This window comes from Coprococcus sp. TM115-187, assembly GCF_027679115.1.
GTDB lineage: Bacteria > Bacillota > Clostridia > Lachnospirales > Lachnospiraceae > Allocoprococcus > Allocoprococcus comes.
Window position 1 is genome coordinate 30089 of the sequence record NZ_JAQEKS010000020.1, and the last position, 25649, is coordinate 55737.

21 protein-coding genes are annotated in these 25649 nt (G+C 41.1%); all 21 read left to right on the forward strand.

Going from position 1 to position 25649, the window contains the following annotated elements:
- Nucleotides 1-17 precede the first annotated feature (17 nt).
- The gene (locus tag PGW42_RS12040) at nucleotides 18-860 is read left to right on the forward strand and encodes a hypothetical protein (protein ID WP_270203637.1); all 843 of its coding nucleotides are present in this window, start codon (nucleotides 18-20) and stop codon (nucleotides 858-860) included.
- A 168-nt stretch (nucleotides 861-1028) separates the two neighbouring features.
- Complete coding sequence (gene uvrB / locus PGW42_RS12045; RefSeq protein ID WP_270203636.1) at nucleotides 1029-3014, forward strand: excinuclease ABC subunit UvrB; 1986 nt, start codon at nucleotides 1029-1031, stop codon at nucleotides 3012-3014.
- Between the two features lie 27 nt (nucleotides 3015-3041).
- Nucleotides 3042-5882: an excinuclease ABC subunit UvrA gene (gene uvrA, locus PGW42_RS12050; protein WP_270203635.1), complete on the forward strand. Its 2841-nt coding sequence runs from the start codon at nucleotides 3042-3044 to the stop codon at nucleotides 5880-5882.
- Between the two features lie 96 nt (nucleotides 5883-5978).
- Nucleotides 5979-6968: a rod shape-determining protein gene (locus tag PGW42_RS12055; RefSeq protein ID WP_055157310.1), complete on the forward strand. Its 990-nt coding sequence runs from the start codon at nucleotides 5979-5981 to the stop codon at nucleotides 6966-6968.
- 61 nt (nucleotides 6969-7029) lie between these two features.
- Complete coding sequence (gene recD2, locus PGW42_RS12060) at nucleotides 7030-9252, forward strand: SF1B family DNA helicase RecD2 (protein ID WP_270203633.1); 2223 nt, start codon at nucleotides 7030-7032, stop codon at nucleotides 9250-9252.
- A gap of 38 nt (nucleotides 9253-9290) precedes the next feature.
- Nucleotides 9291-10031, forward strand: coding sequence for a ComF family protein (locus PGW42_RS12065; RefSeq protein ID WP_117556394.1), 741 nt, complete (start codon nucleotides 9291-9293; stop codon nucleotides 10029-10031).
- A gap of 54 nt (nucleotides 10032-10085) precedes the next feature.
- The gene (locus PGW42_RS12070; RefSeq protein WP_055157315.1) at nucleotides 10086-10481 is read left to right on the forward strand and encodes a hypothetical protein; all 396 of its coding nucleotides are present in this window, start codon (nucleotides 10086-10088) and stop codon (nucleotides 10479-10481) included.
- Nucleotides 10481-11647: a hypothetical protein gene (locus tag PGW42_RS12075; RefSeq protein ID WP_270203631.1), complete on the forward strand. Its 1167-nt coding sequence runs from the start codon at nucleotides 10481-10483 to the stop codon at nucleotides 11645-11647. The genes PGW42_RS12070 and PGW42_RS12075 overlap by 1 nt, the downstream gene beginning before the upstream one ends.
- A gap of 56 nt (nucleotides 11648-11703) precedes the next feature.
- Nucleotides 11704-12591 carry a diadenylate cyclase CdaA gene (gene cdaA / locus PGW42_RS12080; protein ID WP_270203629.1) on the forward strand — a complete coding sequence of 296 codons (888 nt, stop codon included), beginning with the start codon at nucleotides 11704-11706 and terminating at the stop codon, nucleotides 12589-12591.
- Nucleotides 12592-12649: 58 nt separating this feature from the next.
- The gene (locus PGW42_RS12085) at nucleotides 12650-13849 is read left to right on the forward strand and encodes a CdaR family protein (protein WP_270203628.1); all 1200 of its coding nucleotides are present in this window, start codon (nucleotides 12650-12652) and stop codon (nucleotides 13847-13849) included.
- Nucleotides 13839-14102: an HPr family phosphocarrier protein gene (locus tag PGW42_RS12090; protein ID WP_008374578.1), complete on the forward strand. Its 264-nt coding sequence runs from the start codon at nucleotides 13839-13841 to the stop codon at nucleotides 14100-14102. The genes PGW42_RS12085 and PGW42_RS12090 overlap by 11 nt, the downstream gene beginning before the upstream one ends.
- A gap of 31 nt (nucleotides 14103-14133) precedes the next feature.
- A complete protein-coding gene (locus tag PGW42_RS12095; protein ID WP_270203626.1) occupies nucleotides 14134-15045 on the forward strand; it encodes a nucleotidyltransferase family protein in 912 nt (303 codons plus the stop codon).
- A gap of 225 nt (nucleotides 15046-15270) precedes the next feature.
- The gene (locus PGW42_RS12100; protein ID WP_118199102.1) at nucleotides 15271-15876 is read left to right on the forward strand and encodes a hypothetical protein; all 606 of its coding nucleotides are present in this window, start codon (nucleotides 15271-15273) and stop codon (nucleotides 15874-15876) included.
- Nucleotides 15877-15893: 17 nt separating this feature from the next.
- Entirely contained in the window at nucleotides 15894-19715 is a 3822-nt protein-coding gene (locus tag PGW42_RS12105; RefSeq protein WP_270235148.1) for an N-acetylmuramoyl-L-alanine amidase, read from the forward strand.
- Between the two features lie 197 nt (nucleotides 19716-19912).
- Nucleotides 19913-20875: a glycosyltransferase family 2 protein gene (locus PGW42_RS12110; protein WP_270203661.1), complete on the forward strand. Its 963-nt coding sequence runs from the start codon at nucleotides 19913-19915 to the stop codon at nucleotides 20873-20875.
- A gap of 79 nt (nucleotides 20876-20954) precedes the next feature.
- Nucleotides 20955-21212, forward strand: coding sequence for a hypothetical protein (locus PGW42_RS12115; protein ID WP_270203624.1), 258 nt, complete (start codon nucleotides 20955-20957; stop codon nucleotides 21210-21212).
- Between the two features lie 826 nt (nucleotides 21213-22038).
- Nucleotides 22039-22596, forward strand: a complete 558-nt coding sequence (locus PGW42_RS12120; protein ID WP_330677042.1) for a phage integrase N-terminal SAM-like domain-containing protein — start codon at nucleotides 22039-22041, stop codon at nucleotides 22594-22596.
- A gap of 43 nt (nucleotides 22597-22639) precedes the next feature.
- The gene (locus PGW42_RS16275) at nucleotides 22640-22888 is read left to right on the forward strand and encodes a tyrosine-type recombinase/integrase (protein ID WP_330677044.1); all 249 of its coding nucleotides are present in this window, start codon (nucleotides 22640-22642) and stop codon (nucleotides 22886-22888) included.
- A complete protein-coding gene (locus PGW42_RS12125) occupies nucleotides 22885-24060 on the forward strand; it encodes an IS91 family transposase (protein ID WP_270235149.1) in 1176 nt (391 codons plus the stop codon). Before PGW42_RS16275 ends, PGW42_RS12125 begins: the two co-directional genes overlap by 4 nt.
- A 353-nt stretch (nucleotides 24061-24413) precedes the next feature.
- Nucleotides 24414-24911, forward strand: coding sequence for a hypothetical protein (locus tag PGW42_RS12130; protein ID WP_270203978.1), 498 nt, complete (start codon nucleotides 24414-24416; stop codon nucleotides 24909-24911).
- Between the two features lie 26 nt (nucleotides 24912-24937).
- Nucleotides 24938-25339: a hypothetical protein gene (locus PGW42_RS12135; RefSeq protein WP_270203977.1), complete on the forward strand. Its 402-nt coding sequence runs from the start codon at nucleotides 24938-24940 to the stop codon at nucleotides 25337-25339.
- Nucleotides 25340-25649: the final 310 nt, after the last annotated feature.

Below are 25649 nucleotides of genomic sequence, written 5' to 3' on the forward strand. Positions count from 1 at the left end.
AGCTTGATGGAGAATTTATGGGAGAAGAAAAGCAAAAAACAGAAGATGAAGAATTGGAAACTGAAAATGGGGCGAGCCATTTTTTAGAAATCAATAAAATATGGTTTACAACAATAATACCACTATTAGTTTCAATAGCAGTTGCAGCGGCTGGAATTGCATCGTGTTGGGCAGATATTCAACAGGCAAAACTAACAAAAATGGAAATTGAAAACATAAATCAAGAAAAACAACCATTTTTTTCAATTGAACAAGAATATAATCAAGAAAGAGATCAATATATTTATACGATATATAACACGGGAGGAGAGGTCAGATATAGTGATTTGCAAATAATGCCAATTCTTTATGTTAAACAATATGGTACTGATGGAGAAATTAAAAATCAAGCTTTTAAAGGCTTGGCTGGCTTTTATGAATATGAAATTACAGATGATGGATTGATATCGTTTAGTGATACGTGGTTAGATATAGCTATGCTAGAAGAATATAGTTTGGAAAATAATGACTCGGATAAGATTTTAGGCAATGACTATTTAGGTTTATTTAGCAGGAAGAATTCGAATAAGAGAAAAGAATACATAACGAGTGAGTTGATATATTGGGTTCAAGTAAGTTATTATAATTATAGAAACGAGGAGACATATGAAAATATATGGCTAGGAAGAGCTAGCGATAGATCTAACCGGACAAGTGGAAATAATATCTTATTTTTGCAACCGTCATTGGAAGAAAGATATTATGATGGGAATAATACAAGAAGTGAAGCAGTAATAGATTCTTTGAATTTATCAGGAGAAGAGACTGCAAAACAATGTGAAGAATATGCAGAGGAACTTTTTGAAAAATGGGATTTTTAAGGTGTTATTAATTGAAGTGCAGATTGTTTGAAAAAGTACAGAACAAACATTCGATTTGTTCTGTACTTTTTTTATCCTGAATGATATACTAGACAAGTAACATACTAAGAACACAACTACTATTTCTAAAATATCACCGCCAGATTAGAGCGGCTCAGGAGAAATCATATGGATCATTTTGAATTAGTATCAGAATATAAACCAACAGGAGACCAGCCACAGGCAATCAAAGAACTAGTCGAAGGTTTTAAAGAAGGCAATCAGTGTCAGACATTGCTTGGCGTGACCGGATCTGGTAAGACATTTACCATGGCGAATGTCATCCAACAATTGAATAAACCAACGCTGATCATAGCACACAATAAGACACTGGCTGCGCAGCTTTATGGGGAATTTAAAGAGTTCTTTCCAAATAACGCAGTCGAATATTTTGTATCCTACTACGACTACTACCAGCCAGAAGCTTATGTTCCGTCATCCGACACTTACATTGCCAAGGACTCTGCCATCAACGATGAGATCGACAAGCTCCGCCACTCTGCGACAGCAGCGCTTTCTGAGCGGAATGATGTCATCATTGTGGCAAGTGTGTCCTGCATTTACGGACTGGGTTCGCCGATTGATTACAAGGAGATGGTGATTTCACTTAGACCGGGCATGATCAAAGACAGGGATGAAGTTCTGAAGAAGTTGGTTGAGATCCAGTATGACCGCAATGATATGGATTTCAAGCGTGGAACGTTCCGGGTACGAGGAGATGTGGTTGAGATTTTCCCGGCGTATTCGGAAAAAATTGCATACAGAGTTGAATTTTTCGATGATGAGATAGACAGAATAACAGAGATTGATACATTGACCGGTGAAGTGTTGAATGTGATCGGGCATGTGGCAATTTTCCCGGCATCTCATTATGTAGTGTCCAAGGAGAATATGGAGCGTGCCATCGGGGAGATTGAAGAAGAACTGGAGCAGCAGATCCGTTATTTTAAAGGGGAAGATAAGCTTCTGGAAGCACAGCGTATTTCTGAGAGAACGAATTTTGATATAGAAATGATGCGAGAGACAGGATTTTGTTCCGGAATTGAAAACTATTCGAGGCATCTGACCGGGCAGAAAGCAGGGGAGCCGCCATGTACATTGATTGACTATTTTCCGGATGATTTTCTGATCATGATCGACGAGTCGCATAAGACGATTCCACAGATTGGAGCCATGTATCACGGCGATCAGTCGAGAAAGACAACACTGGTAGATTATGGATTCCGTCTGCCGTCGGCAAAGGATAACAGACCGCTCAGCTTTGGGGAATTTGAAAGTAAGATTGACCAGGTACTGTTTGTATCGGCGACACCGGGAGAGTACGAGGAATCTCATGAACTGCTGCGGGCAGAGCAGGTAATCCGACCGACAGGTCTTCTGGATCCGGAAGTAGAAGTGCGTCCGATCGAAGGACAGATTGATGATCTGATCAGTGAGGTAAATAAAGAAACAGCGAAGAAGAATAAGGTACTGATCACAACGCTGACAAAGCGTATGGCGGAAGATCTGACCGATTATATGCGGGAGCTTGGCATTCGTGTGAAATATTTACATTCGGATATTGATACTCTGGAAAGGACAGAGATCATCCGGGATATGCGTTTGGATGTATTTGATGTACTGGTTGGAATTAACCTGCTTCGAGAAGGTCTGGATATTCCGGAGATCACACTGGTAGCGATTCTGGATGCGGACAAAGAAGGTTTCCTGCGTTCAGAAACTTCGCTGATCCAGACCATTGGCCGTGCGGCGAGAAATGCAGAGGGGCATGTTATCATGTATGCGGATAACATGACGGATTCGATGCGGATGGCGATTGATGAGACGATGCGCCGTCGTGAGATTCAGATGAAATACAATGAAGAACATGGGATCACGCCGCAGACGATCAAGAAGTCGGTGCGTGATCTGATCAGTATTTCAAAGAAGGTTGCAGCAGAAGAGATGAAGCTGGAAAAAGATCCGGAATCCATGAGTGCGGCAGAGCTGGAAAAGCTGGTCAAGAAGCTGGAAAAGCAGATGAAGAAAGCGGCAGCAGAGCTGAATTTCGAGGCGGCAGCAGAGCTGCGGGATAAGCTGATCGAGCTGAAAAAGCATTTGAATGAGATGGAGTAAAGCGAAGAGATAGAAGAGGAAGAACAGATGGCTGAAGAAAAGAAAGAACTGATAAAGATCAGAGGTGCGAACGAGCACAATCTGAAGAATCTTGATGTAGATATTCCGAGAAACAAACTGGTAGTACTGACCGGTCTCAGTGGTTCCGGCAAATCATCCCTTGCATTTGATACAATTTATGCAGAGGGACAAAGACGATATATGGAATCTCTGTCTTCTTACGCAAGACAGTTCCTTGGGCAGATGGAGAAACCGAATGTAGAAAGTATTGAAGGACTTTCACCGGCGATTTCCATTGACCAGAAGTCTACGAACCGCAACCCGAGATCCACAGTCGGAACTGTGACGGAGATTTACGATTATTTTCGATTGCTGTATGCGAGAATCGGGATTCCGCATTGTCCGAAGTGTGGAAGAGAGATCAAGAAGCAGACGGCGGATGAGATGACCGATCAGATCATGGCACTTCCGGAAGGGACAAAGATCCAGCTGATGGCACCGGTTGTGCGGGGGAGAAAAGGAACCCATGTCAAGCTTCTGGACAGAGCAAAGAAAAGCGGTTATGTCCGTGTAAGGATTGACGGAAATATGTATGAGCTTTCCGAGGAAATCTCATTGGACAAGAATATCAAACATAATATTGAGATTGTTGTAGACCGTCTGGTTGTCAGGCCAGGGATTGAAAAAAGACTTGCAGATTCCATAGAAAGTGTATTAAGTCTTGCGGAGGGACTTCTGGCTGTGGATGTGATCGGAGGGGAACCGCTGAATTTCAGCCAGAATTTTGCCTGCCCGGACTGCGGAATCAGTATTGATGAGATCGAGCCGAGAAGCTTTTCATTTAACAATCCATTTGGTGCCTGCCCGGTATGTTTCGGACTCGGATATAAAATGGAGTTTGATGAAGACCTGATGATTCCCGACAAATCACTCAGCATCAATAAAGGAGCAATCGTGGTGACAGGATGGCAGTCCTGTACCGATAAGAGCAGTTTTACTCACGCGATTCTGGAAGCGCTCTGCAAGGAATATCATTTTGACCTGGATACGCCGTTTGAACAGTATCCGAAGGAAATCCAGGATATTTTACTGCGTGGGACTAATGGAAAAGAAGTCAAGGTCTATTATAAAGGACAACGCGGGGAAGGGATCTATGACGTTGCATTTGATGGACTGATCCGAAATGTGGAGCGAAGATACCGTGAGACAGGATCGGAGACTATGAAAGCAGAATATGAGAGTTTCATGCAGATCACACCTTGCCGAGAATGTGGTGGACAGCGACTGAAAAAGGGTGCACTTGCGGTAACGGTCGGAGATAAAAATATTTCAGACGTAACAGCAATGTCGATTGAACGGCTTCAGCGGTTTATCAGCAGTCTGGAACTGTCAAAGACGCAGCAGATGATCGGCGGACAGATATTAAAAGAGATCAAAGCACGCCTGCAGTTCCTTCTGGATGTTGGTCTGGAATATCTGACACTTGCCCGTGCAACAGGAACTCTTTCCGGTGGAGAAGCACAGAGAATCCGGCTTGCGACGCAGATCGGTTCCGGTCTTGTGGGGGTGGCTTATATTCTGGATGAGCCAAGTATCGGCCTGCACCAGAGAGATAATGACAAACTTCTCGCAACACTCAAGCATCTCCGTGATCTCGGAAATACACTGATTGTAGTTGAGCATGATGAAGATACCATGCTTGCGGCAGATCAGGTAATCGACATCGGACCGGGAGCCGGAGAACACGGTGGAGAGCTGGTTGCCCAGGGAACGGCACAGGAGATCATGAAAGTAGAACGGTCGATCACAGGTGCATATTTAAGCGGAAAGATCAAGATTCCGGTTCCGGAAACCCGCGCAGTTCCGACCGGCTGGATCAAAGTTGTAGGTGCAGCGGAGAACAACCTGAAAAATATTGATGTGAAGTTCCCGCTTGGTGTGATGACCTGTGTAACCGGCGTATCAGGTTCCGGTAAGAGTTCACTGGTGAATGAAATCCTTTACAAGAGTATGGCGAAAAAGCTGAACCGTGCCCGTGTGATTCCTGGAAAGCATAAGCGGATTGAAGGACTGGAAATGCTGGATAAGGTGATCGACATTGACCAGTCTCCAATCGGAAGGACGCCAAGATCCAATCCGGCGACCTATACTGGAGTATTCGACCTGATCCGGGATCTGTTTGCGGCAACCGCGGATGCGAAGGCGAAAGGCTATAAAAAAGGAAGATTCAGCTTCAATGTCAAGGGCGGACGCTGTGAAGCATGTAGCGGAGATGGAATCATCAAGATCGAGATGCATTTCCTTCCGGATGTATATGTACCATGTGAGGTATGCGGCGGAAAACGCTACAACCGTGAGACACTGGAGGTAAAATATAAAGGAAAAAGCATTTATGATGTTCTGAATATGACGGTAGAAGAGGCTCTTCATTTCTTTGAAAATGTACCGAGTATCCGCAGAAAAATGGAGACTCTTTACGATGTGGGACTTTCTTATATTCGTCTTGGCCAGCCGTCTACAACCCTTTCCGGCGGTGAAGCACAGCGGATCAAGCTTGCAACTGAACTGAGCCGGAGAAGTACTGGGAAGACAGTGTACATTCTGGACGAACCGACGACCGGACTTCATTTTGCAGATGTGCACAAGTTGACGGAAATCCTGCGCAGACTCGCGGCAGATGGCAATACGGTTATCGTAATCGAACATAACCTGGATGTGATCAAGACAGCAGATTATATTATCGATATCGGACCGGAAGGCGGTGACAAGGGGGGCACAGTTGTTGCGTGCGGTACACCGGAAGAAGTGGCAGAAAACCCGAATTCATATACAGGAAAATACATCAAAATGATGCTGGACAGAAAATGATACAGAAATCTTAAAAAATCCTGAACTTGAAAAAAAGACTTCCTATTTACTAGAGATTTGATTATAATAAGGTGAGTATGTGAAAGGGGAATCGTGATGTCAATAGATTTAGGAATTGATTTAGGAACAGCAAGTATCCTCGTTTATGTGAAAGGAAAGGGAGTTGTACTGAAAGAACCTTCAGTCGTTGCCTTTGACAGAGATACCAATATGATAAAAGCAATCGGTGAAGAAGCAAGGCTGATGCTTGGAAGGACACCGGGGAACATTGTTGCGGTAAGACCTCTCAGACAGGGCGTTATTTCCGATTACATTGTCACAGAAAAAATGATCAAATATTTTGTTCAGAAAGCACTGGGAAAGCGTACATTTAAGAAGCCGAATATCAGTATCTGTGTGCCAAGTGGTGTTACAGAGGTTGAAAAAAAGGCGGTAGAAGAGGCTGCTTTTGCAGCCGGTGCGCGGGAAGTACATTTGATTGAGGAACCGGTTGCAGCGGCAATCGGAGCCGGAATAGATATTTCAAAACCATGCGGCAACATGATCGTGGATATCGGTGGTGGTACATCCGACATTGCGGTGATTTCCCTTGGAGGAACTGTTGTGAATACATCATTAAAAGTTGCAGGTGATGATTTTGATGAAGCAATCGTCCGTTATGTCCGGAAAAAGCACAATCTGCTGATCGGAGACAGGACAGCAGAAGATATCAAGATCAAGATCGGAACGACATATCCTCTTGTAGAAGATGAATCAATGGAAGTAAGGGGGCGGAACCTGGTAACAGGATTGCCAAAGACGGTCACGGTAACGGCTTCTGAGACCGAAGAAGCACTGCATGAGACTACGAGTCAGATCGTCGAAGCGGTCATTGGGGTTCTGGAGAGAACACCGCCGGAACTTTCCGCGGATATTCTGGATCGTGGAATTGTACTGACAGGCGGAGGTGCGCTGCTTCGCGGGCTGGAAGAACTGATCGAAGAAAGGACAGGCATCAATACGATGACAGCGGAAGACCCGATGAAGGTTGTTGCAATCGGTACCGGTCAGTATGTGGAGTTTATGAACGGAAAAAAAGATTTCTAGTGATAAGCACATGAGAAGGCTGTTTCTGTAGAGAGACAGCCTTTTTAAAAAGGAAAAAAGTATGGAAACAGTAAAAGGTTACGTAGAACACATTGTATTTCGCAATGAAGACAATGGATATACCGTATTTAATTTGAATAATGATGATGGCGATCTGACCTGTGTCGGAAACTTTAACTATTTATCAGAGGGAGAGCTGGTTGAGGTGAACGGAGAATATGTGGTTCACAGTGTATATGGAACACAGCTCCGAGTGCTCAATTATGAGATCAAAGCACCGGAAGATCTGCTTTCGATTGAACGCTATCTGGGATCAGGGGCGATCAAAGGGGTTGGTGCATCTCTTGCCGGCAGGATTGTGAAAAAATTCAGGGAAGACACCTTCCGGATCATCGAAGAAGAACCAGAAAGACTTGCGGAGGTGCGTGGGATCAGCGAACGTATGGCAAGAGAGATCGCTGTACAGGTAGAAGAGAAAAAAGATATGCGGAAGGCAATGATCTATCTTCAGAAATTTGGGATTTCGACGACACTTGCAGCAAAGATTTATCAGTTTTACGGTCCGAAGACCTATCAGGTACTGGAAGGAAATCCATACCAGCTTGCAGATCAGATTCAGGGGATCGGATTTAAGATCGCTGATGAAATCGCAACGAAGATCGGCATTCATTCAGACTCGGATTTCCGTATCCGGAGTGGTATTTTTTATACCTTACAGCAGAGTGTTGCCGAAGGGCATGTCTATCTGACAAAGGACGTGTTGCTTCGTCGGGCATCTGCACTTCTGGAAGTGGAGATTAAGGATATTGAGAAATACCTGATGGATCTGTCGATGGAAAAGAAGATCGTACTCAAAGAATCTGAAGAAGGTCTGCGGGTATACGTGTCCCACTTCTATTATCTGGAACTCAATACCGCGAAAATGCTGCATGATCTGAATCTGGAATATGAAGAAGCCAATGTAGTGATCGAAAAAAAGATCCATCAGATTGAAAAAGAAGCCGAAATGCAGCTTGATGAGAAGCAGGAAAATGCGGTCATGGCGGCTGTGCGGAATGGAATTATGATTCTCACAGGAGGTCCTGGAACCGGAAAAACGACGACGATTAATGCCATGATCGAATATTTTCACAGTGAGAATATGGAAATTATGCTGGCAGCACCAACCGGGCGTGCCGCAAAAAGAATGACAGAGGCAACCGGATGGGAAGCGCAGACGATCCACCGGCTTCTGGAGGTGAACGGTAATCCGGAGGAGGATGAGAACCCGAACCGGAACGGATTTGCAAGAAATGCAGACAATCCACTGGAAACCGACGTGATCATCATCGATGAGATGTCTATGGTAGACTTGCCTCTGATGAATGCACTTCTTACCGCAATTGTACCGGGGACAAGGCTGATCCTGGTAGGGGACTGTAACCAGCTCCCATCAGTAGGCCCGGGAAGTATTTTGAAGGATCTCATCGCATCGGAATGTTTTCCGGTTGTCATGCTGACCCGGATTTTCCGACAGGCACAGGAGAGTGATATTGTGGTAAATGCACATAAGATCAACCGGGGAGAACCGGTCCTTTTGGATAATAAGAGCCGGGATTTCTTCTTCTTGAAAAGACAGGATCCGAATGTGATCATCAGTGTTCTGCTGACACTGATCCAGAAGAAACTTCCCAAATATGTCAATGCAAAACCATATGATATCCAAGTACTCACACCGATGCGGAAAGGAATGCTGGGAGTGGAAAGGTTGAACAGTATTTTGCAGGAGTATTTGAATCCACCGGAGCCGGGAAAAGCGGAAAAAGAATATGGCGATCACAAATTCCGCGTGGGCGACAAGGTGATGCAGATCAAGAATAACTATCAGCTTGAATGGGAGATCACAACCAAGTATGGACTGACGGTGGATAAAGGAATGGGAATTTTCAATGGCGATATGGGAATTGTCACCGAGATCAATACATATACTGAAACACTGGAAGTCGAATACGATGAAAAAAGAAAGGTAAAGTATCCGTTTGAATTGCTGGAAGAACTGGAGCTCGCCTATGCGATCACCATTCACAAGTCGCAGGGAAGCGAATATCCGGCGGTTGTCATCCCGCTTCTGAGCGGACCGAGACAGCTGTTTCACAGAAATCTTCTTTATACGGCGATCACAAGAGCCAGAAAATGTGTGACAATTGTCGGGAGTGACCAGACCTTCCAGGAGATGATCCGGAATACCAATGAACACAACCGGAACACCAGTCTGGCAGAACGGATCCGGGAGTTCTGCGGATAGTTACACAGAAAAAGTAGAAAATCAAATCCGAAAAGCGGATGGAAAACTTAAAAAAGGTCAAAGAAACAATTCTGGAACTAATTTATCCCTCGAAATGTCCGTTTTGTGGAGAAATTGTAAGTGCAGGAAAGAAACATTCTACGGAACACAATGGAATCTGCAAGGCGTGCCGTGAAAAACTTCCTTATATTGGTGAAGTAAGATGCATGTGCTGTGGAAAGCCCTTGACAGATCCGGAAGAAGAATATTGTTATGACTGCACCAGGCAGAAGCATTTTTTTGTCGATGGAAGAAGCCTCTGGGTACATAAAGATGCAGTGGAAAATGCAGTTTATGCAATGAAATATCAGAACCGGAGGATTTACGGACAGACGTTCGGAAAAGAAATGGCAGAGCATTTTCTTTCTTATCTATGGGAAAGAAAGATCACATTGATTGTGCCGGTTCCGTTGCATTCCCGGCGAAAAAGAAAGCGGGGATTTAATCAGGCAGAAATTGTAGCAAAAGTATTATCAGAAAGCACCGGAATTGCCATGGATGCAGGCGCTGTTAAGAGGATTAAGGCGACCAGTCCTCAGAAAGAGCTGGGCGATAAAGGGAGAAAACGAAATATCAGGGGAGCATTTGCAGTGCAGAAAAATGTAAAAGGAGAAAATATTGTTCTGATCGATGACATTTATACGACAGGAAGTACCTTAGACGAGGCGGCGAGAGTGCTGAAAAAGGCAGGAGCCGAAAATGTATACTTTTTGACGGTAAGTATTGGACAAGGAATCTGATATTTGTTATACTGAAAGTAATGCATATACGAATAAAACGTATGAGGTGACAAAATGTTAAATGAAAGCAAAGTTAAGCTGATGACAAGGATGGCGATGTACGAAAGCAAACAGGGAGAGGAAGATTTTAAGATCAGTTCCTATTATAAGAAAGATTACCGGAGCTTTCACACCATTGCTACGATCATATGGGTCACGGTCGGCTACGCTGTTGCAGTGGGAATCGGAGTTATTGCTTTTCTGGATGAACTGATGGGAAATCTGAATATGCAGTTTCTTGTGATGCTTGCGGCAGCTGTAATAATTGGATATCTGGTACTTGTTATTTTTTATGGAATCGTTGCTTCCCATTTTTACGGAACCAAACATGAAAAAGCAAGAAAGCGTGTGAAACAATTCAATCACGATCTTACAAGACTGAACAGAATGTATGAAAGGGAGAAACGATAATGAATGATCTGATAGTATGGAGAGACAAATTACAGGAATTATACGCGACGAAATCAATCTATATTGATAAAGCTGTGCAGTTTGTTCTGGCACTGGTCACATTTCTTATGATCAACCAGAATATCGGACTGATGAAAGCGGTGGCGACACCGGTTGTAGCTGTGGCGCTGGCAGTGATCTGCACCTTTCTTCCACCGGTTGTAACGGCATATGTGGCGGCAGGACTTGTAATCGTGCATCTGTTCAAACTGTCTGTGGGAGTGGCAGCAGCAGCGGCACTGATCTTTGTGGTAATGTTTATCTTTTACTGCAGATTCACTCCGAAAAAGGCATTTCTTCTGCTGGTCACACCAGTAGCATTTATGCTTCATATTCCGTATGTAGTGCCGGTTGCCTGTGCGCTTGTACTTGGGCCGATTTCAGCAGTACCGGTTGTATTTGGAACGATCATTTACTATATGATCGAATGTGTGAGAACTTCGGCAACAGCGATCACCAGTGCAGATGGAATTACCAGGCAGATTTCGCTGTTTGTGAAAGTGGTATTCCAGGATAAGACTCTGTGGATCACTGCAATCGCATTTATTATCTCTATTTTTGTGGTATATACAGTGCGCCGGCTTTCGGTAGATCATGCGTGGAAGATCGCAGCAGCATCCGGTGCGGTTGTGAATATTGTTGTAATTGTGATCGGAGATATTGCATTCGATATACATACCTCTTACAACATGCTGATCATTGGAAATATTGCAGCAGTCGTGATTGGTTTTATCATGGAATTTTTCCTGTTTTCAGTGGATTATTCCAGAACAGAACGCCTTCAGTTTGAGGATGATGAATATTACTATTATGTAAAAGCCATCCCTAAGATTTCGGTGACAGCTCCGGAGAAGACTGTCAAACATATCAATGAGCGGAAAGAAACTGGCGAGATTGCAGGAGCAGAGCCGGAGAGAAGACCGAGACCGAAGAGTGGGCAGACGGAAAAACCGGCAGTACGCAAAAAAAAGACGGCTTCTAAGGTAAAACGTCCAAAGAGTCCGGCAGTTCAGCGGCCGACAAGAGTTGGGGGCAATACAGATGAAATCCTTCTGGCACAGAGCCTGAAGGAAGAACTGGATATTCAGAGCATTGTGGAAAATGAACTGAATAGCGATAACAAATAGGGAAATATTATAAAAAACAGGGGTATAAATAACGGATAGAAAAAGGGGGTACACTGTTGAACACAGTATTAACACAGGTTTTAAAAGAATTTGTATCAGAATCGTGGTACTTCCCGCAGATCCGGGTAGTAGATGCTGTTGAGATACTGATTATTACATTTTTATTCTATCAGATTATTCTCTGGATAAAGAATACAAAAGCCTGGATGTTGCTGAGGGGGATTCTGGTTGTTGCATTGTTTATCCTGGTGGCTGCAATTTTTAAAATGTATACGATTTTATGGATTGCACAGAATTCACTTCCGGTCATGGCAACCGCAGTTGTGATCATTTTTCAGCCTGAGCTCAGAAGAGCATTGGAAAAACTGGGGGAAAAACAGTTTGTTCCCAATATGGTAGCACTGGATAAAAGAGGAAAAGATAATGTACGTTTCAGTCAGAAAACAATCGATGGAATCGTAGAAGCATCCTTTGCGATGGGAGCAGTGAAGACAGGAGCGCTTATCGTCGTAGAGCAGGCAATCATGCTGACAGAATACGAGAGTACCGGAATCGCGCTGGACTGTATTGTATCACCGCAGGTATTGATCAATATTTTTGAACACAACACACCACTTCATGATGGCGCGATCATCGTCCGTGGAGACAGGATCGTATCAGCGACCTGCTATCTTCCACTGTCAGACAATATGGGAATCAGTAAGGAACTGGGGACAAGACATCGTGCGGCGGTCGGAATGAGTGAGGTAAGTGATGCTCTGATCATCACCGTATCAGAAGAGACCGGTTATGTATCTGTAGCGATGGGCGGACAGCTTGTGCGCAATGTTACACCAGAATATCTGAAAAAACGTCTGGAATCTATCAGTAAGAAGAGTGTGGAGATCGGACGTTTGAAAAAAATATGGAAAGGATGGAGATCGCATGAAAAAGGCGTTGACTAAAAACTGGGGTCTTAAGTTGTTGGCATTTGTATTCTCTGTCCTTTTATGGATAATTGTTATGAATATTGAAGACCCGGTGGACGAACGGACATTTTCCGGAATCCAGGTGACAGTGACCCATCCGGAAATCGTAACAAATCCGGGCAATACATATCAGATTCTGGATGACAGCAGGACGGTATCCGTAACAGTAAAGGCAAAACGTTCTATTTTAAATAAAATTAAAACCGATGATATCAGGGCAACAGCGGATATGAAGAACCTGGATGTCAGAACCAGATCCCTGATCCCGATTGATATATCGATTCCTTCTTATGCAGGAAGGTTTGAGGCGACTGCCAACCCGATCAATCTGCGAGTAAGCATTGAACTTGGAAAATCAGAGACTTTCCCGATCACTGCAACCAGCTCGGGAACACCGAGAGACGGATATCAGGTGGGTGAGCTGAAAGCAAATCCGGAGAAGATCAAGATCAGCGGACCAGAATCAGTAATCGATTCGATCGATAAGGTGGTAGCACTTGTAGATGTTTCCGGACAGTCTAAAGATGAGGAAAAAGAAGCAGAGCTGATCCTTTATGATAACAATGGAAAGATCGTAGATTCGACACAGATTGAAAATAACCTGGGAGATGAAGGACTGAAAGTTCAGATAACTATGCTTCAGACAAAGAGTATTCCGGTAGAATTTGATACTTCGATGATTGGCACTGCCAGCGGATATCATTTCAGTGGGATCACGATCCAGCCGGAAAGTATTCAGATCGTAGGTACAGAAGAGCAGCTTGCAATGGTGGATTCTATTGAGATTCCGGCAGAAGAGCTGGCAGAAGATGGTCTGGACCAGACAATAGAAAAGACAGTAGATATCGCCAATTATCTTCCGTACTGGGCAAAGACAGACCAGGACAGCGCAGGAGGCGTACCGATCGTTGTAAAGATCCAGGTAGAAAAATTCGGAACCAAGACAGTCGAATTCCCATACAATTCCATTGCGTTGCTGAATGCACCAAAGGATTACAAGGTGTCATATGCGGAACAGGGAAATCTGGAAATTGTTGTGCGTGGTTCTAAAGAGGATCTGGATGATTTCACTCTTGAAAAAGGAAGTGTGTCAATCAATCTGAACGATTGCAAGACAGCGGGAACCTATAATGTTCCGATCCAGGTTACACTTCCTGACGGAATTGAACTTGAAGATACGATCAATGTACAGATCACATTGACAAAGAGCAGTGGAGGAGAAAATGATCAGTAAAAAGGTAACGATCAAAAATCCGACGGGATTGCATTTGAGACCGGCAGGACTTTTCTGCAAGATGGCACTGGAATATGAAAGTAAGATCACTTTTCATTACCGGGATACGGAAGGAAACGCGAAAAGTGTTTTGAGCGTACTTGGTGCATGCATTAAGTCCGGAGATACGATTGAGATTGTGTGTGAAGGAAAAGATGAAGAGAAGGCACTTGAAGCGATGGTAGAGCTGGTGGAGAGTGGGATTGGAGAATAGTAGGAAAAGCGAATCAGGAGGTATAGAAAAGATGAGCAAAGCTACATTAGTTGTTATGGCAGCAGGAATTGGAAGCCGTTTCGGAGGAGGAATCAAGCAGCTGGAGCCAGTAGGACCAAATGGTGAAATTATCATGGACTATTCGATCTATGATGCAATGGAAGCCGGATTTGACAAAGTGGTATTTGTCATCCGAAAGGATCTGGAAAAGGACTTCCGTGAGATCATCGGCAACCGGATTGAAAAGAAGGTTGAAGTTGCATATGCATTCCAGGAAGTTGATGATATTCCGGAAGCATTTAAAGAAAAATTTGCAGAAAGAACGAAACCATGGGGAACCGGTCAGGCAATTCTCTGCTGCAAGGATGTGGTAAATGAGCCATTCCTGGTAATCAATGCGGATGATTATTATGGAAAAGAAGCTTATGTGGAAGCATTCAAAGAACTGACAACACCGGAAAAGCAGGCAGATAAAATGCAGATCAGCATGGTTGGATTCGTACTTAAAAACACACTTAGTGAAAATGGTGGAGTAACCCGTGGTGTGTGTAAGGTAGATGATAACCAGATGCTTACAGAGATTGTAGAGACATCCAATATCATCAAGACACAGGCAGGTGCAGCAGTTGCAACAGATGGAAAAGAGACACCGATCGATGCAGACACGCCGGTTTCCATGAATATGTGGGGACTCACACCAGAATTCTTTGAGATCCTCGAAAAAGGATTCGCAGAATTTGTGGCAGTACAGGAAGAAGGCAATCTGAAAGGAGAGTATCTGCTTCCAACGATTATCGGAGATCTTCTGAAAGAAGGAAAAGTCGAAGTAAAAGTGCTGAAATCACATGATAAGTGGTTCGGGGTAACTTATAAAGAAGACAAAGAATTGGTTGTTAATGAAGTGAAGGCACTGGTTGAGAAGGGATTGTATCCGGAAAAGTAAATATTGTGAGATTAAGAAGGCAAGCAACATGGGATGAGACTATGGAGCTTGCCTTGCTGATTTTGAAGGGAAATATGGCATAAAACAAAATGTTCGTTGAAAAAGGGTGGAGATAAATTCCTGCTTTTTAATAAATATCCATTTTCGGGAAATTATTTCGTGTCGAAAATAGACAAAAATTGAGAACTATTGTATAATAGACAAGATTAAGGAGGGAGGTGTGAGATGAGAAAAATATTGGTATTTGTAATGGTGTTGAGCCTCAGTGTTATGCTCTTGGGATGCAGTGGTACAGATACTTCAAAAGAAGCAAATGATACGACACAGAATACAAAGCAAGAGGAAAAGCAAGATACCAGTCAGGAAAAGACAGAACCAACGCAGGACAAAACAGAACAAAAGGATGAGCAGGCGGAAGAAAATGACAGCAAAGCGGAAGACAGCGGAGACCATGAAGCTCAGGATCAGATTCTGAAATTATATTATATATCCGACAGTGAAGAAATCGAATGCGCAGAGATCAGAACAAATCTGCTCCAGACAACCGATATCTGGAACGGCTTAATAGGGGAAGGCGTTCTTAGCAGTGAGTGTAAGATGAACAGCTGTAATGTTGATCAAGAACAGAAAACGATTGATCTCGATGTAGATTCCGGAACTGGTTCTTACATCAGAAGCATGGGGACGACAGGAGAAGAACAAATACTCACATGTATTAAAAAGTCTTTCCTGAAAACGTATGAATGTGAACGATTTAAGATTACGGAAAACGGGCAGCCTTTAGAGACCGGACATACCGTACTCAAAGGATACATGACAGCAGATGAGTAAGAGAAGAGGAGTATATAATGAAGAACTGGTTGAAAAAATGCAGTGTGGCATTGCTGGTCTTTTCAATGATTGGTACAACAATGCCGGTATATGCGGCGGATGCGCCAGCTGCAGAAGAACAAACGACAGAATCTCAGCAGACAGAAGGACAGGCTTCTGAGCCACAGGCAGATGAGTCACAACAACAAGAAGAACAGCCTGCAGAAAAAGAGCAGACGACAGAAGAACAGCAGTCAGTCAGTGAAAATAATCAAGGGGAAGTAGTTCAGGAACAGGAGGAAGCAGCAGAACAGGAAGATCAGACGGAACAGAGCAAAATGAATTATGCTTATGTTGAAAGTCCATATCTGGAAACTCCGGATACACAGAGAATCGTTGTATCCTGGGGCAAGGAAGATGAATACATAGACCAGATGGTACTTCATGTTCGGAAAGATGATGATACCTGGGAAGACTGGTACATCAGCAGATCCGAAGGTAATCTTTACCTGTTTGAAAAGTATTATGAAGATGAGTATCAGGGTGGAACATATGAAGTCGTTTCAATCAGTGTAACAGAAAATGGAGAAACGACAGATTATGCGCTTTCAGATCTTGGAGTGGAAGCGAGGTTCGGAGTAAATCAAGAATATGATGGTATTGATGAGCTTCAGCCGGTTGATGAAGAACAGGAAGAAGCGGTAGCTGAGGATGCAGCAAATGTATCCATTTCTACTATTAATGAAGATGGAACAATTGAAGAACAGAACAGTATCGAAGATGCACTTCAGGCTGCACAGACAGATATTCTTGCGTCAACACCAGCAACGTTATCGCTTGATGATGATACAGGAATCAGTACATATGCTGCAAAATCTGGAAAAATAGTTGTAGCATTGGATCCGGGACATGATAACAGAGATGCCGGAGCATCAGCAAATGGTTTGCGAGAGGAAGCACTTACACTGAAAATTGCAAATTATTGTAAAGCAGAACTGGAGCAGTATTATGGTGTAGAAGTATACATGACAAGAACTTCTTCAGCTTGCCCGTATCCAAATGAAACGCCGGCAGGAGGTTGTATTACCGCAAGAGCAAATGCAGCAGCCAAAGCAGGTGCAAAGATTTTTGTGAGTTTTCATTTGAATGCGGCAGCTACAACAGCGGCTTATGGGGCAGAAGTTATTATTCCAAACTATAACTGGAAATCAGATGTAGGTGCACAGGGAAGAGAGCTTGCGTCAAAGATTTTGAGTGAACTGACTTCACTTGGTTTGTATAACAGAGGACTGTATTATAAGACAGGAACAGAGCCGGAGTACAAGTATCCAGATGGTTCACTTGAAGATTGGTTTACAGTACAGGTCGCTAATAAGTACAATGGAATTCCTGGTATTATTGTTGAACATGCGTTTATCACGAATAGTGGTGATGTGAATAATGTCTTAAATACAGAGGCTGGACTAAAAAGATTAGGTGTTGCGGATGCGACTGGAATTGCAAATTATCTTGGATTATCGAAAGAAAAAGTAGAATGGAAAACCGTAAATGGAAAGAAATATTGCTATGTGAATAATCAGAGAGTGACAGGAGAAAGACAAATTGGTGGTCACTGGTATTATTTTGATGGAAATGGAGTAATGCAGACTGGATTTGTGAATCTGGGAAGTAAGACGGTTTATTATAATTCAGATGGACAGATGCTTTATGGAGAACAGAAGATAAATAATGCATGGTATTATTTCGATATAATTACGGGTGCAAGAATTACTGGGTTCTACAATTTACCGGGTAAGACGGTCTATTATGGATCAGATGGGCAAATGCGCTATGGAGAACAGAAGATAAATAATGCCTGGTATTGTTTTGATACAATTACGGGTGCGAGAGTAACTGGTTTTTATAATCTTTCGGGAAGAATTGTTTACTATGGGGCAGATGGAAAGATGCGCTATGGAGAACAGAAGATAAATAATGCCTGGTATTGTTTTGATACAATTACGGGTGCGAGAGTAACTGGTTTCTATAATCTTTCGGGAAAAATATACTACTACGGAACCGACGGAAAGAAACGTTTCGGAGAACAAAAGATAAATGATGCATGGTATTGTTTTGATACTTCTACTGGTAAAATGATTACAGGATTTTATGATTTACCAGGAAAAGTAGTTTACTATGGAGCAGATGGGAAGATGCTTTATGGAGAACAGAAAATAGGCAATTGTTACTATTATTTTGATCCTACATTTGGAAGTATGTATGTAGGATGGAAAACAGTTAATAAAAAATCAAGATATTACCAGGAAAATGGATGTTGTACAATAGGAGAGTACAAGATTGATGATAAATGGTATTATTTTGACAAGAATGGAATTATGCAGACCGGATTTGTTGATTTGCCAGAAAAGACTGTATACTATAATGAAAACGGAGTCATGGAGTATGGAGAACAGAAGATAAATGATGCATGGTACTATTTTGATATGATAACCGGAAAGATGGCAACTGGCTTTTGTGAGTTACCTGAAAAGTGGGTATATTACGGAAGCAACGGAAAAATGCTTTATGGAGAACAAAAAATAGGGAATTACTATTATTATTTTGATACAGTATTTGGAAGCATGTATTCTGGATGGAAGACGGTAAACGGAAAAACAAGATATTATCAAAGTAATGGTCAGGGAAAAACAGGTGAATACTGCGAAAATGGGAAATGGTATTACTTTGATAAAAATGGAATCATGCAAAAGGGATTCGTCCAGTTACCAGAAAAGACTGTATACTATAATGAAAACGGAGTTATGCAGTATGGAGAACAAAAAATAGGGAATTACTATTATTATTTTGATACAGTATTTGGAAGCATGTATTCTGGATGGAAGACAGTAAACGGAAAAACAAGGTATTATCAAAGTAATGGACAAAGTAAGATCGGCGAATATTGTGAAAACGGAAGATGGTATTATTTTGATAAGAATGGAGTCATGCAGAAGGGATTCGTCCAGTTACCAGGAAAGACTGTGTACTATAATGGAAGTGGTGTCATGGAGTATGGAGAACAGAAGATCAGTGATGCATGGTACTATTTTGATACGATAACTGGAAAGATGGCGACGGGATTCTATAATTTGCCGGGAAAAACTGTATATTATGGAACGGATGGAAAAATGCTCTATAAAGAACAGAAAATAGGAAATTACTATTATTATTTTGATGCTGTGACAGGTGCAATGGTAAAAAATACTACCATAAATGGACATTATTATGATAATACAGGTAAAAGAGTAGAAAAACAGCAAGAAGCAAGCCATCTGATTGTAAATACATCTACCACAAATGTGACGCAGATGGTACAGTTTTATAAAAATACAGGCGAAACGTATCCAACTGAAAAATTAAAAAAAGGTGGAGCGGAAAGTATAGAAAAATTTGCCAGTATTTATTATGAAGAAGCAACAGCGGAAGGTGTAGATCCAGCGGTTGCATGGTGCCAGAGTATGAAGGAAACAGGATGGTTACAATTTGGCGGACAGGTGAAAATAGAACAGTTCAATTTCGCTGGTTTAGGAGCTACTGATAACGGAGCTTCCGGAGCTGATTTTAGTAAATATGGAGAGAATGGTGTAAGAATGGGCGTCAGAGCTCAGATTCAGCATCTTAAAGCATATGCAGTTTCAGGTTTAACAGAGAAAGATTTAAAATATACATGTGTTGATCCTAGATTTCGTTTAGTAAACAAAGGCTCAGCAAAATACGTGGAATGGCTTGGCACCCATGAAAATCCGATAGGCGCTGGTTGGGCAACGGGAGTAGAGTATGGTCAGGGTATTATTAAATTAATGAACCAGCTTGAAAAGTAAGTACATATTGTAAAAGGCGAAAAATGAAGAAGCTTTTTGAAAGACTGATGAAAAATCGGTATTTCAAAGAGCTTTTTCTAGATAGTAGAACTAAAAACATAAAAATTTATTTTCAGAGTATCAGCAGAAGATTGTAAAATATACCCTAAAGTGTTAGAATGGTTGAGTAATTACAGTAAGAACGAAAGGAAAAAATGATGAGAAAAGTACCAATTTTATATATTGTTATTCCCTGTTACAATGAAGAAGAAGTGTTACCTATTACAGCGCCGCTTTTTTTGGAAAAAATTCATCAGTTAGTCAATGAAGGAAAGATTCTTGATGAAAGCCGTATTTTATTTGTTAATGATGGAAGCAAAGATGGTACATGGGAATTAATTAAAAAATTATCAAAGGAAGAATATCATTATAAAGGGATTGCACAGAGCAGAAATCGTGGACACCAAAATGCTGTTCTGGCTGGATTGATGACAGCTAAAGAAGCAGCGGATATTACAATTTCGATTGATTGCGATGGACAGGATGATATTAATGCAATGGATGCGATGGTAGATGCATATATGGCAGGGGCTGAAGTTGTTTACGGAGTACGAAGCAAGAGAGAAACAGACACATTTTTTAAGCGATTTACAGCAGAATCTTTTTATCATTTGTTAAATTGGATGGGAGCAGAAGTTGTATTTAATCATGCAGATTACAGACTGATTTCTTCAAAAGTATTAGATGCATTTTCTGATTTTAAAGAAGTAAATATCTTCTTACGTGGATTGATTCCGTTAGTTGGTTTTAACAGTACTTCAGTATATTATGAACGGCATGAACGAATTGCGGGTGAAAGTCATTATCCGTTGAAAAAAATGTTGGCACTTGCATTTGATGGTATTACCAGTTTGAGCATTAAACCTATCCGAATGATTACAGCAGCTGGAACAATTATTTCATGTCTTGGATTTTGTGCTATTATATGGGCAATTATTATGCAGGTTATGGGAAATACGGTTGCTGGCTGGGCAAGTATGGTTTGCATAGTAGCGTTTCTCGGAGGGATTCAGTTACTTTCGCTTGGTGTTATTGGGGAATATATTGGGAAAATATATTTGGAAACAAAGGCAAGACCAAGATATATTATTAGTGAAACTACAGATGATGTTCAAGAATAAGTATAAAACAGAAAAAAATATAGATAAACTTAAATTATTCACGATATTGCCGTGAATAATTTAGGATGAATTTTTGGAGGTGCTAAAAATAGAAAGGGCAAAATTCTTAGGTGATGTGGTAGGTACTTTAACATTTTCAATTGCAGTACCAACATTGAAGCGCTTTACCGCTAACAAGTTATATCCGTATTTTTCTGAAAAATGGGACATGTGGAGATACCGAAAAAATAGAGAAGTTTGTGTTGTGAAGATTTTAGAGAATTCGGATATCGAACAAGAAGAAAAAATAGCAAACGACAGGATTAACAATTTGAGAGAATATCGTAAAAGAGCATAATGCTGTGATTTTATTTAATACGGGGACTGTAATAGCAGTTTCTCGACATGGCAACAACTAAATTTTATTTTACTATAGATAAAAGAGGGAAAAGAATGTTATTATTTTCAACTATCCTTGAAATTGACAAAAAGTGATTTTATAAATTTAGTAATTGAGTGGAATTAGAAAGGTCATCCGGAAAGTATCATATCAGACATTGAATGGAATGGTGAAAGAAATGTTCGCTATGAAGATGAGAATAAATGTTTAGAGATTCAAGAATACCGAAATAAAAATATAATTGCGGTTCGATTTGAAAAGAGAGAGTCAGATGGAGCTGTATGGGATACGGATTATATTATGAATTTTTCAGAAATGAAAATGGCAGTGAGATTGGATCGTAGTTATATTGAAGAGGCATTAAATGTTGATACAAAATTTTTTACACCTTTTTTATTTCGATGTTAATTGATCGAGGTTATATTACGAAAGACGGTAATCTTGAAGTGTTGCGCACACCATTAGTTATTGATGAAGAAAATCTTGATTTGATTGTTAATGTTATTAATGGAAATGCAAAATACAAATTACCATTGAACAAAATCGCTGCGCGATGGCCTGCCAAGGCTGTGGCGCAGTTTTATTTTTATTAAAAAGCAGTGGAATTACTTTTCATAATCCGTTATTGTTAAGTTACCACACGAAACAACTGAACTAAGAAAGCTCCACTGCCTATGATAAGAATAACATTTTCCAGTCTCTTCCGCAATCGGAATTATGACGCTAATGCACCTCCGAATAGGTAGATGTAATTATTAACACTACTTATTCTGGAGGTTTTATTATGTATAAAGATATTTTTGAATCCATCCGTAATGAAGCGGAAAAACGTAACCTGCGTGAAAGAACGATTCAACTGTATTGCTCTGATGTCAGTTACTTCCTTCGTTGGATTGGAAAAAATGTTTCTGATCTTACACTTGAAGATGCGGAAAGTTTTCTTACTGCCAAACGTCTGGAAGGAAGGTCTCCTGAAACTCACAATCACTATCGGTCTGCAATCAAGTTCTTATATAAAAAGGTGCTGAAGACTGTCTGGGATGATGACACTGTTCCGGCTATGAAAAGAGAGCGAAATCTTCCTGCTGTTCTATCCCGCGATGAAATAAATGCAATCATTGACGCCACTCCGAATCTGAAGCATAAAGCGATTATTGCAACTATGTATTCTTCCGGATTACGTGTATCAGAGGTTGTTCATCTTCATTATGATGACATTTCACGTACCAACATGACAATTCATGTTCGTGAAACCAAAGGCAGAATTGACAGGTATACGATTCTGTCTCAAAAAAATTTAGACCTTCTCACTGAGTATTTGGTACAAATGTGGTCGCCCTAAAGATATCCTTTTCCCAAGTTCCTGGACCGGTGGATATCTTAATATAACCGGTGTTAACCAGTTCTTTAAGAAAAGTGCTAAACTCGCCGGCATTAACCGTCATGTTTCCTCTCATGCGTGCCGTCATAGTTTTGCCAGCCACTTATTCGAAAATGGCACAGATATAAAATATATCCAGTCACTTCTGGGACATGTTGATCCTCGCTCTACAGATGTTTACCTTCATGTGAGCAACAAGACACTTCTTGGAATCCGCAGCCCGTTCGACAACCCGGAAGGTGGTGAATCATGAGTAAGGATTGTACGATTCAGGATGTTTTTCATCGTTTTTATTCATCTTTTGAATCCACACATAGTATTTCTCCCGTTCAGCGAAAGGCCGCCTACCACATCATGAATTGCAAAACTGGTGCCTTTGGTGTGAATGTAAGCGTATGCGAGGACTGCGGCTGCATATCAGTCCACTATAACTCCTGCCGTGACAGGTGCTGTCCTATGTGTCAGGAATTTCCAAAAGAAAAATGGGTAGATGCACGGCGGGAGGATATCTTAGATGCTCCTTATTTCCATGTGGTTTTTACAGTTCCGGAAGAACTCAATCCCATTATCTACAGCAACCAGAAATTCTTATACGCTGCTCTTTATCATGCGGCTTCAGATACTCTCAGTGAACTTGCTGCTGACAGTAAATATCTTGGGACTGATATCGGCTATATTTGTATCCTCCATACATGGGGAAGTACCATAAACTTTCATCCTCATATTCATGCGATTGTTCTTGGTGGAGGGCTGGATGTGAAAAATCATTGGAAAGACAATGGGAAAGATTTTTTCCTTCCGATTAAGGTAATCTCAAAAACGTTTCGTGGAAAATACATGGCTGAACTTAAGCAGTTCTGGGAAAATGACAGGCTTGAATTTCATGGATCGGCTGCACCTTACAAAAACTACTATACTTTCAAGGAATTGTTAAATACCTGCTATGCAAAGGAATGGATTCCTTATTGCAAGAAACCATTTGACGGTGCCGAATCTATCATCAGATACCTTGGAAAATACACCCACCGGATTGCTATCAGCAACTACCGTATCAAAGACATGACAGAATCTACAGTTACATTTTCTGCTAAAGATTACAAAAACCAAGGGCTTTGGAAAGAGATCACCTTATCCGGCGAGGAATTTATCCGTCGATTTTTAATGCATGTTCCTCCAAAACGCTTTGTATGTATCAGGCACTATGGTCTTCTTTCATCCAGAAATAAGAAGATAAAGATTACCCTATGCAGAAACATCCTTGGTTGCAAAAAATATATTTCCAAGCTGAAAGATATGGGTGCACCTGCCATTATCCGTCTTCTTTATAATAAAGATATATGCAAGTGTTCTTCCTGTGGTGGTAAGATTATTCCTCTGCCTACAGAACAACATTTTATAAAACCAAAACCACATATGCTCTGTTAACGTATCATAACTGTATATTTTTTTTAGCTTCCTTAGGGAGGCTTATTTCTGGTGTCATAATACAGGACTGAATTATAAATTCTATGTGTTTCTATGTGTACACGCTATCCAATTATAAATAGAGTGTCAGAATTAAAAGTCCATATAGAGTTGACGCGCTTTGTTCAACCAGAAAAAATCGAAATTGATGCAAACGAAAGGGTAGTTAATGAAAAGTCTCAATACTGCTTTTTCGTTTGCACCACCTTCGATTCTTTCCTTAACGAGTTGTAATTATTACGAAAACCTTTTATGATGAGGATCCAGTAGATACTAATAAACTAGCTAAAGAATTAAAAGGGGTAGCACATGTTTTGGTACAAAAGACAAATTGTACAAATCGTAAATTGAAAGAATTATGTAACGGTAATAACGAATATTATGGTGCTATTGGAATATATCATCCAAATCCTGCAATTGGGCATAGGAGATACCTGTACAGAATGTCCGAAGGTATTGATCGTATTCTCGCTGAGAAAGTGACGAGAACGGTTATGCAGTATAGTAATTCGCAAATAGTAGGGACATTGTATACGTGGTTTGGAGTAAATAATGCTATATTGCAGGATCGGTTGGCCTGTAAACGTGAAGAGAATGTTGAAGCAGAGATTGGAAGAAGAAAGGCTCTTTACGAGTTAATTGCTCTTAAGTCGGATTTGGATCAAACGAAGGAGAGTATGCGTAAACAGGCTTTAAAAGAGGGAAAAGCAGAAGCAGATAGAATCCTTGATGAATTTGAAGGAGAGATGCAGAAGAAAGATTTTGAAATTGAAAGACTAACTTTCGAATTACAAAAAAAGAATATGAAATAGGCTGGTTAAGAGTTAAATTGAACTCTATGACAGATGTTCCTGTTTTAATTGCTGGGGATGAGGATGATTTTTATCCTGGAGAAGTAAAAGATTTCGTATTGTCTGCGGTGAAGAAAGAATTGTCTTCTACAGAGACAAGAACAAGAAGATACGATGTATTGTCGGATGTTTTAAATGCTAATGACTATGAGGCAATAGGGGAAAAAAGAGCAGAAGAGGCGAAGCGTTTGCTCAGCAACTATAGCGGAATGACGCCAAAATTAAAGAAAGGATTAGAAGATATTGGTTTCATTTTTGATAAGTCAGATCACCAGAAAGTAAAATATTACGGCGATAATCGATATACAATTGTTTATGCCAGTACCCCAAGTGATAAAGGTTACGGTGGAAAGAACAATGCAAACATCACCATGAAGAAAGCTTTTTAATGTTACAGTAAAAACAGATTAATAAAATTAGTCAATATTGAAAAAAAGAATAGTTCCGAAAAAAAGAAGGACTAAGGGTTTACTATAAAACCTAAAGTCCTTCTTTCTATTATTACACAGCGAGGTGGAATTTAACTTTACAAGTGAATAGCTAGAATAGCTAGAATAACAGGGAAATTATTGCAAGAAAAAGTTAAAAGTGTTATATTAAAAATATATGCCTTGAAAAGAATCATATGGGAGGAGCATTTATGATAAAAAATAGTGAAGGGAAAATATGGCATTTTAGAAAAGGGTTAATAGATTTTTC

Coding starts and splice junctions, on each gene's coding strand:
- PGW42_RS12040 (WP_270203637.1), top strand. CDS start 18: ATGGGAGAAGAAAAGCAAAAAACAGAAGATGAAGAATTGGAAACTGAA.
- uvrB (WP_270203636.1), top strand. CDS start 1,029: ATGGATCATTTTGAATTAGTATCAGAATATAAACCAACAGGAGACCAG.
- uvrA (WP_270203635.1), top strand. CDS start 3,042: ATGGCTGAAGAAAAGAAAGAACTGATAAAGATCAGAGGTGCGAACGAG.
- PGW42_RS12055 (WP_055157310.1), top strand. CDS start 5,979: ATGTCAATAGATTTAGGAATTGATTTAGGAACAGCAAGTATCCTCGTT.
- recD2 (WP_270203633.1), top strand. CDS start 7,030: ATGGAAACAGTAAAAGGTTACGTAGAACACATTGTATTTCGCAATGAA.
- PGW42_RS12065 (WP_117556394.1), top strand. CDS start 9,291: ATGGAAAACTTAAAAAAGGTCAAAGAAACAATTCTGGAACTAATTTAT.
- PGW42_RS12070 (WP_055157315.1), top strand. CDS start 10,086: ATGTTAAATGAAAGCAAAGTTAAGCTGATGACAAGGATGGCGATGTAC.
- PGW42_RS12075 (WP_270203631.1), top strand. CDS start 10,481: ATGAATGATCTGATAGTATGGAGAGACAAATTACAGGAATTATACGCG.
- PGW42_RS12085 (WP_270203628.1), top strand. CDS start 12,650: ATGAATATTGAAGACCCGGTGGACGAACGGACATTTTCCGGAATCCAG.
- PGW42_RS12090 (WP_008374578.1), top strand. CDS start 13,839: ATGATCAGTAAAAAGGTAACGATCAAAAATCCGACGGGATTGCATTTG.
- PGW42_RS12095 (WP_270203626.1), top strand. CDS start 14,134: ATGAGCAAAGCTACATTAGTTGTTATGGCAGCAGGAATTGGAAGCCGT.
- PGW42_RS12100 (WP_118199102.1), top strand. CDS start 15,271: ATGAGAAAAATATTGGTATTTGTAATGGTGTTGAGCCTCAGTGTTATG.
- PGW42_RS12105 (WP_270235148.1), top strand. CDS start 15,894: ATGAAGAACTGGTTGAAAAAATGCAGTGTGGCATTGCTGGTCTTTTCA.
- PGW42_RS12110 (WP_270203661.1), top strand. CDS start 19,913: ATGAGAAAAGTACCAATTTTATATATTGTTATTCCCTGTTACAATGAA.
- PGW42_RS12120 (WP_330677042.1), top strand. CDS start 22,039: ATGTATAAAGATATTTTTGAATCCATCCGTAATGAAGCGGAAAAACGT.
- PGW42_RS12125 (WP_270235149.1), top strand. CDS start 22,885: ATGAGTAAGGATTGTACGATTCAGGATGTTTTTCATCGTTTTTATTCA.
- PGW42_RS12135 (WP_270203977.1), top strand. CDS start 24,938: ATGACAGATGTTCCTGTTTTAATTGCTGGGGATGAGGATGATTTTTAT.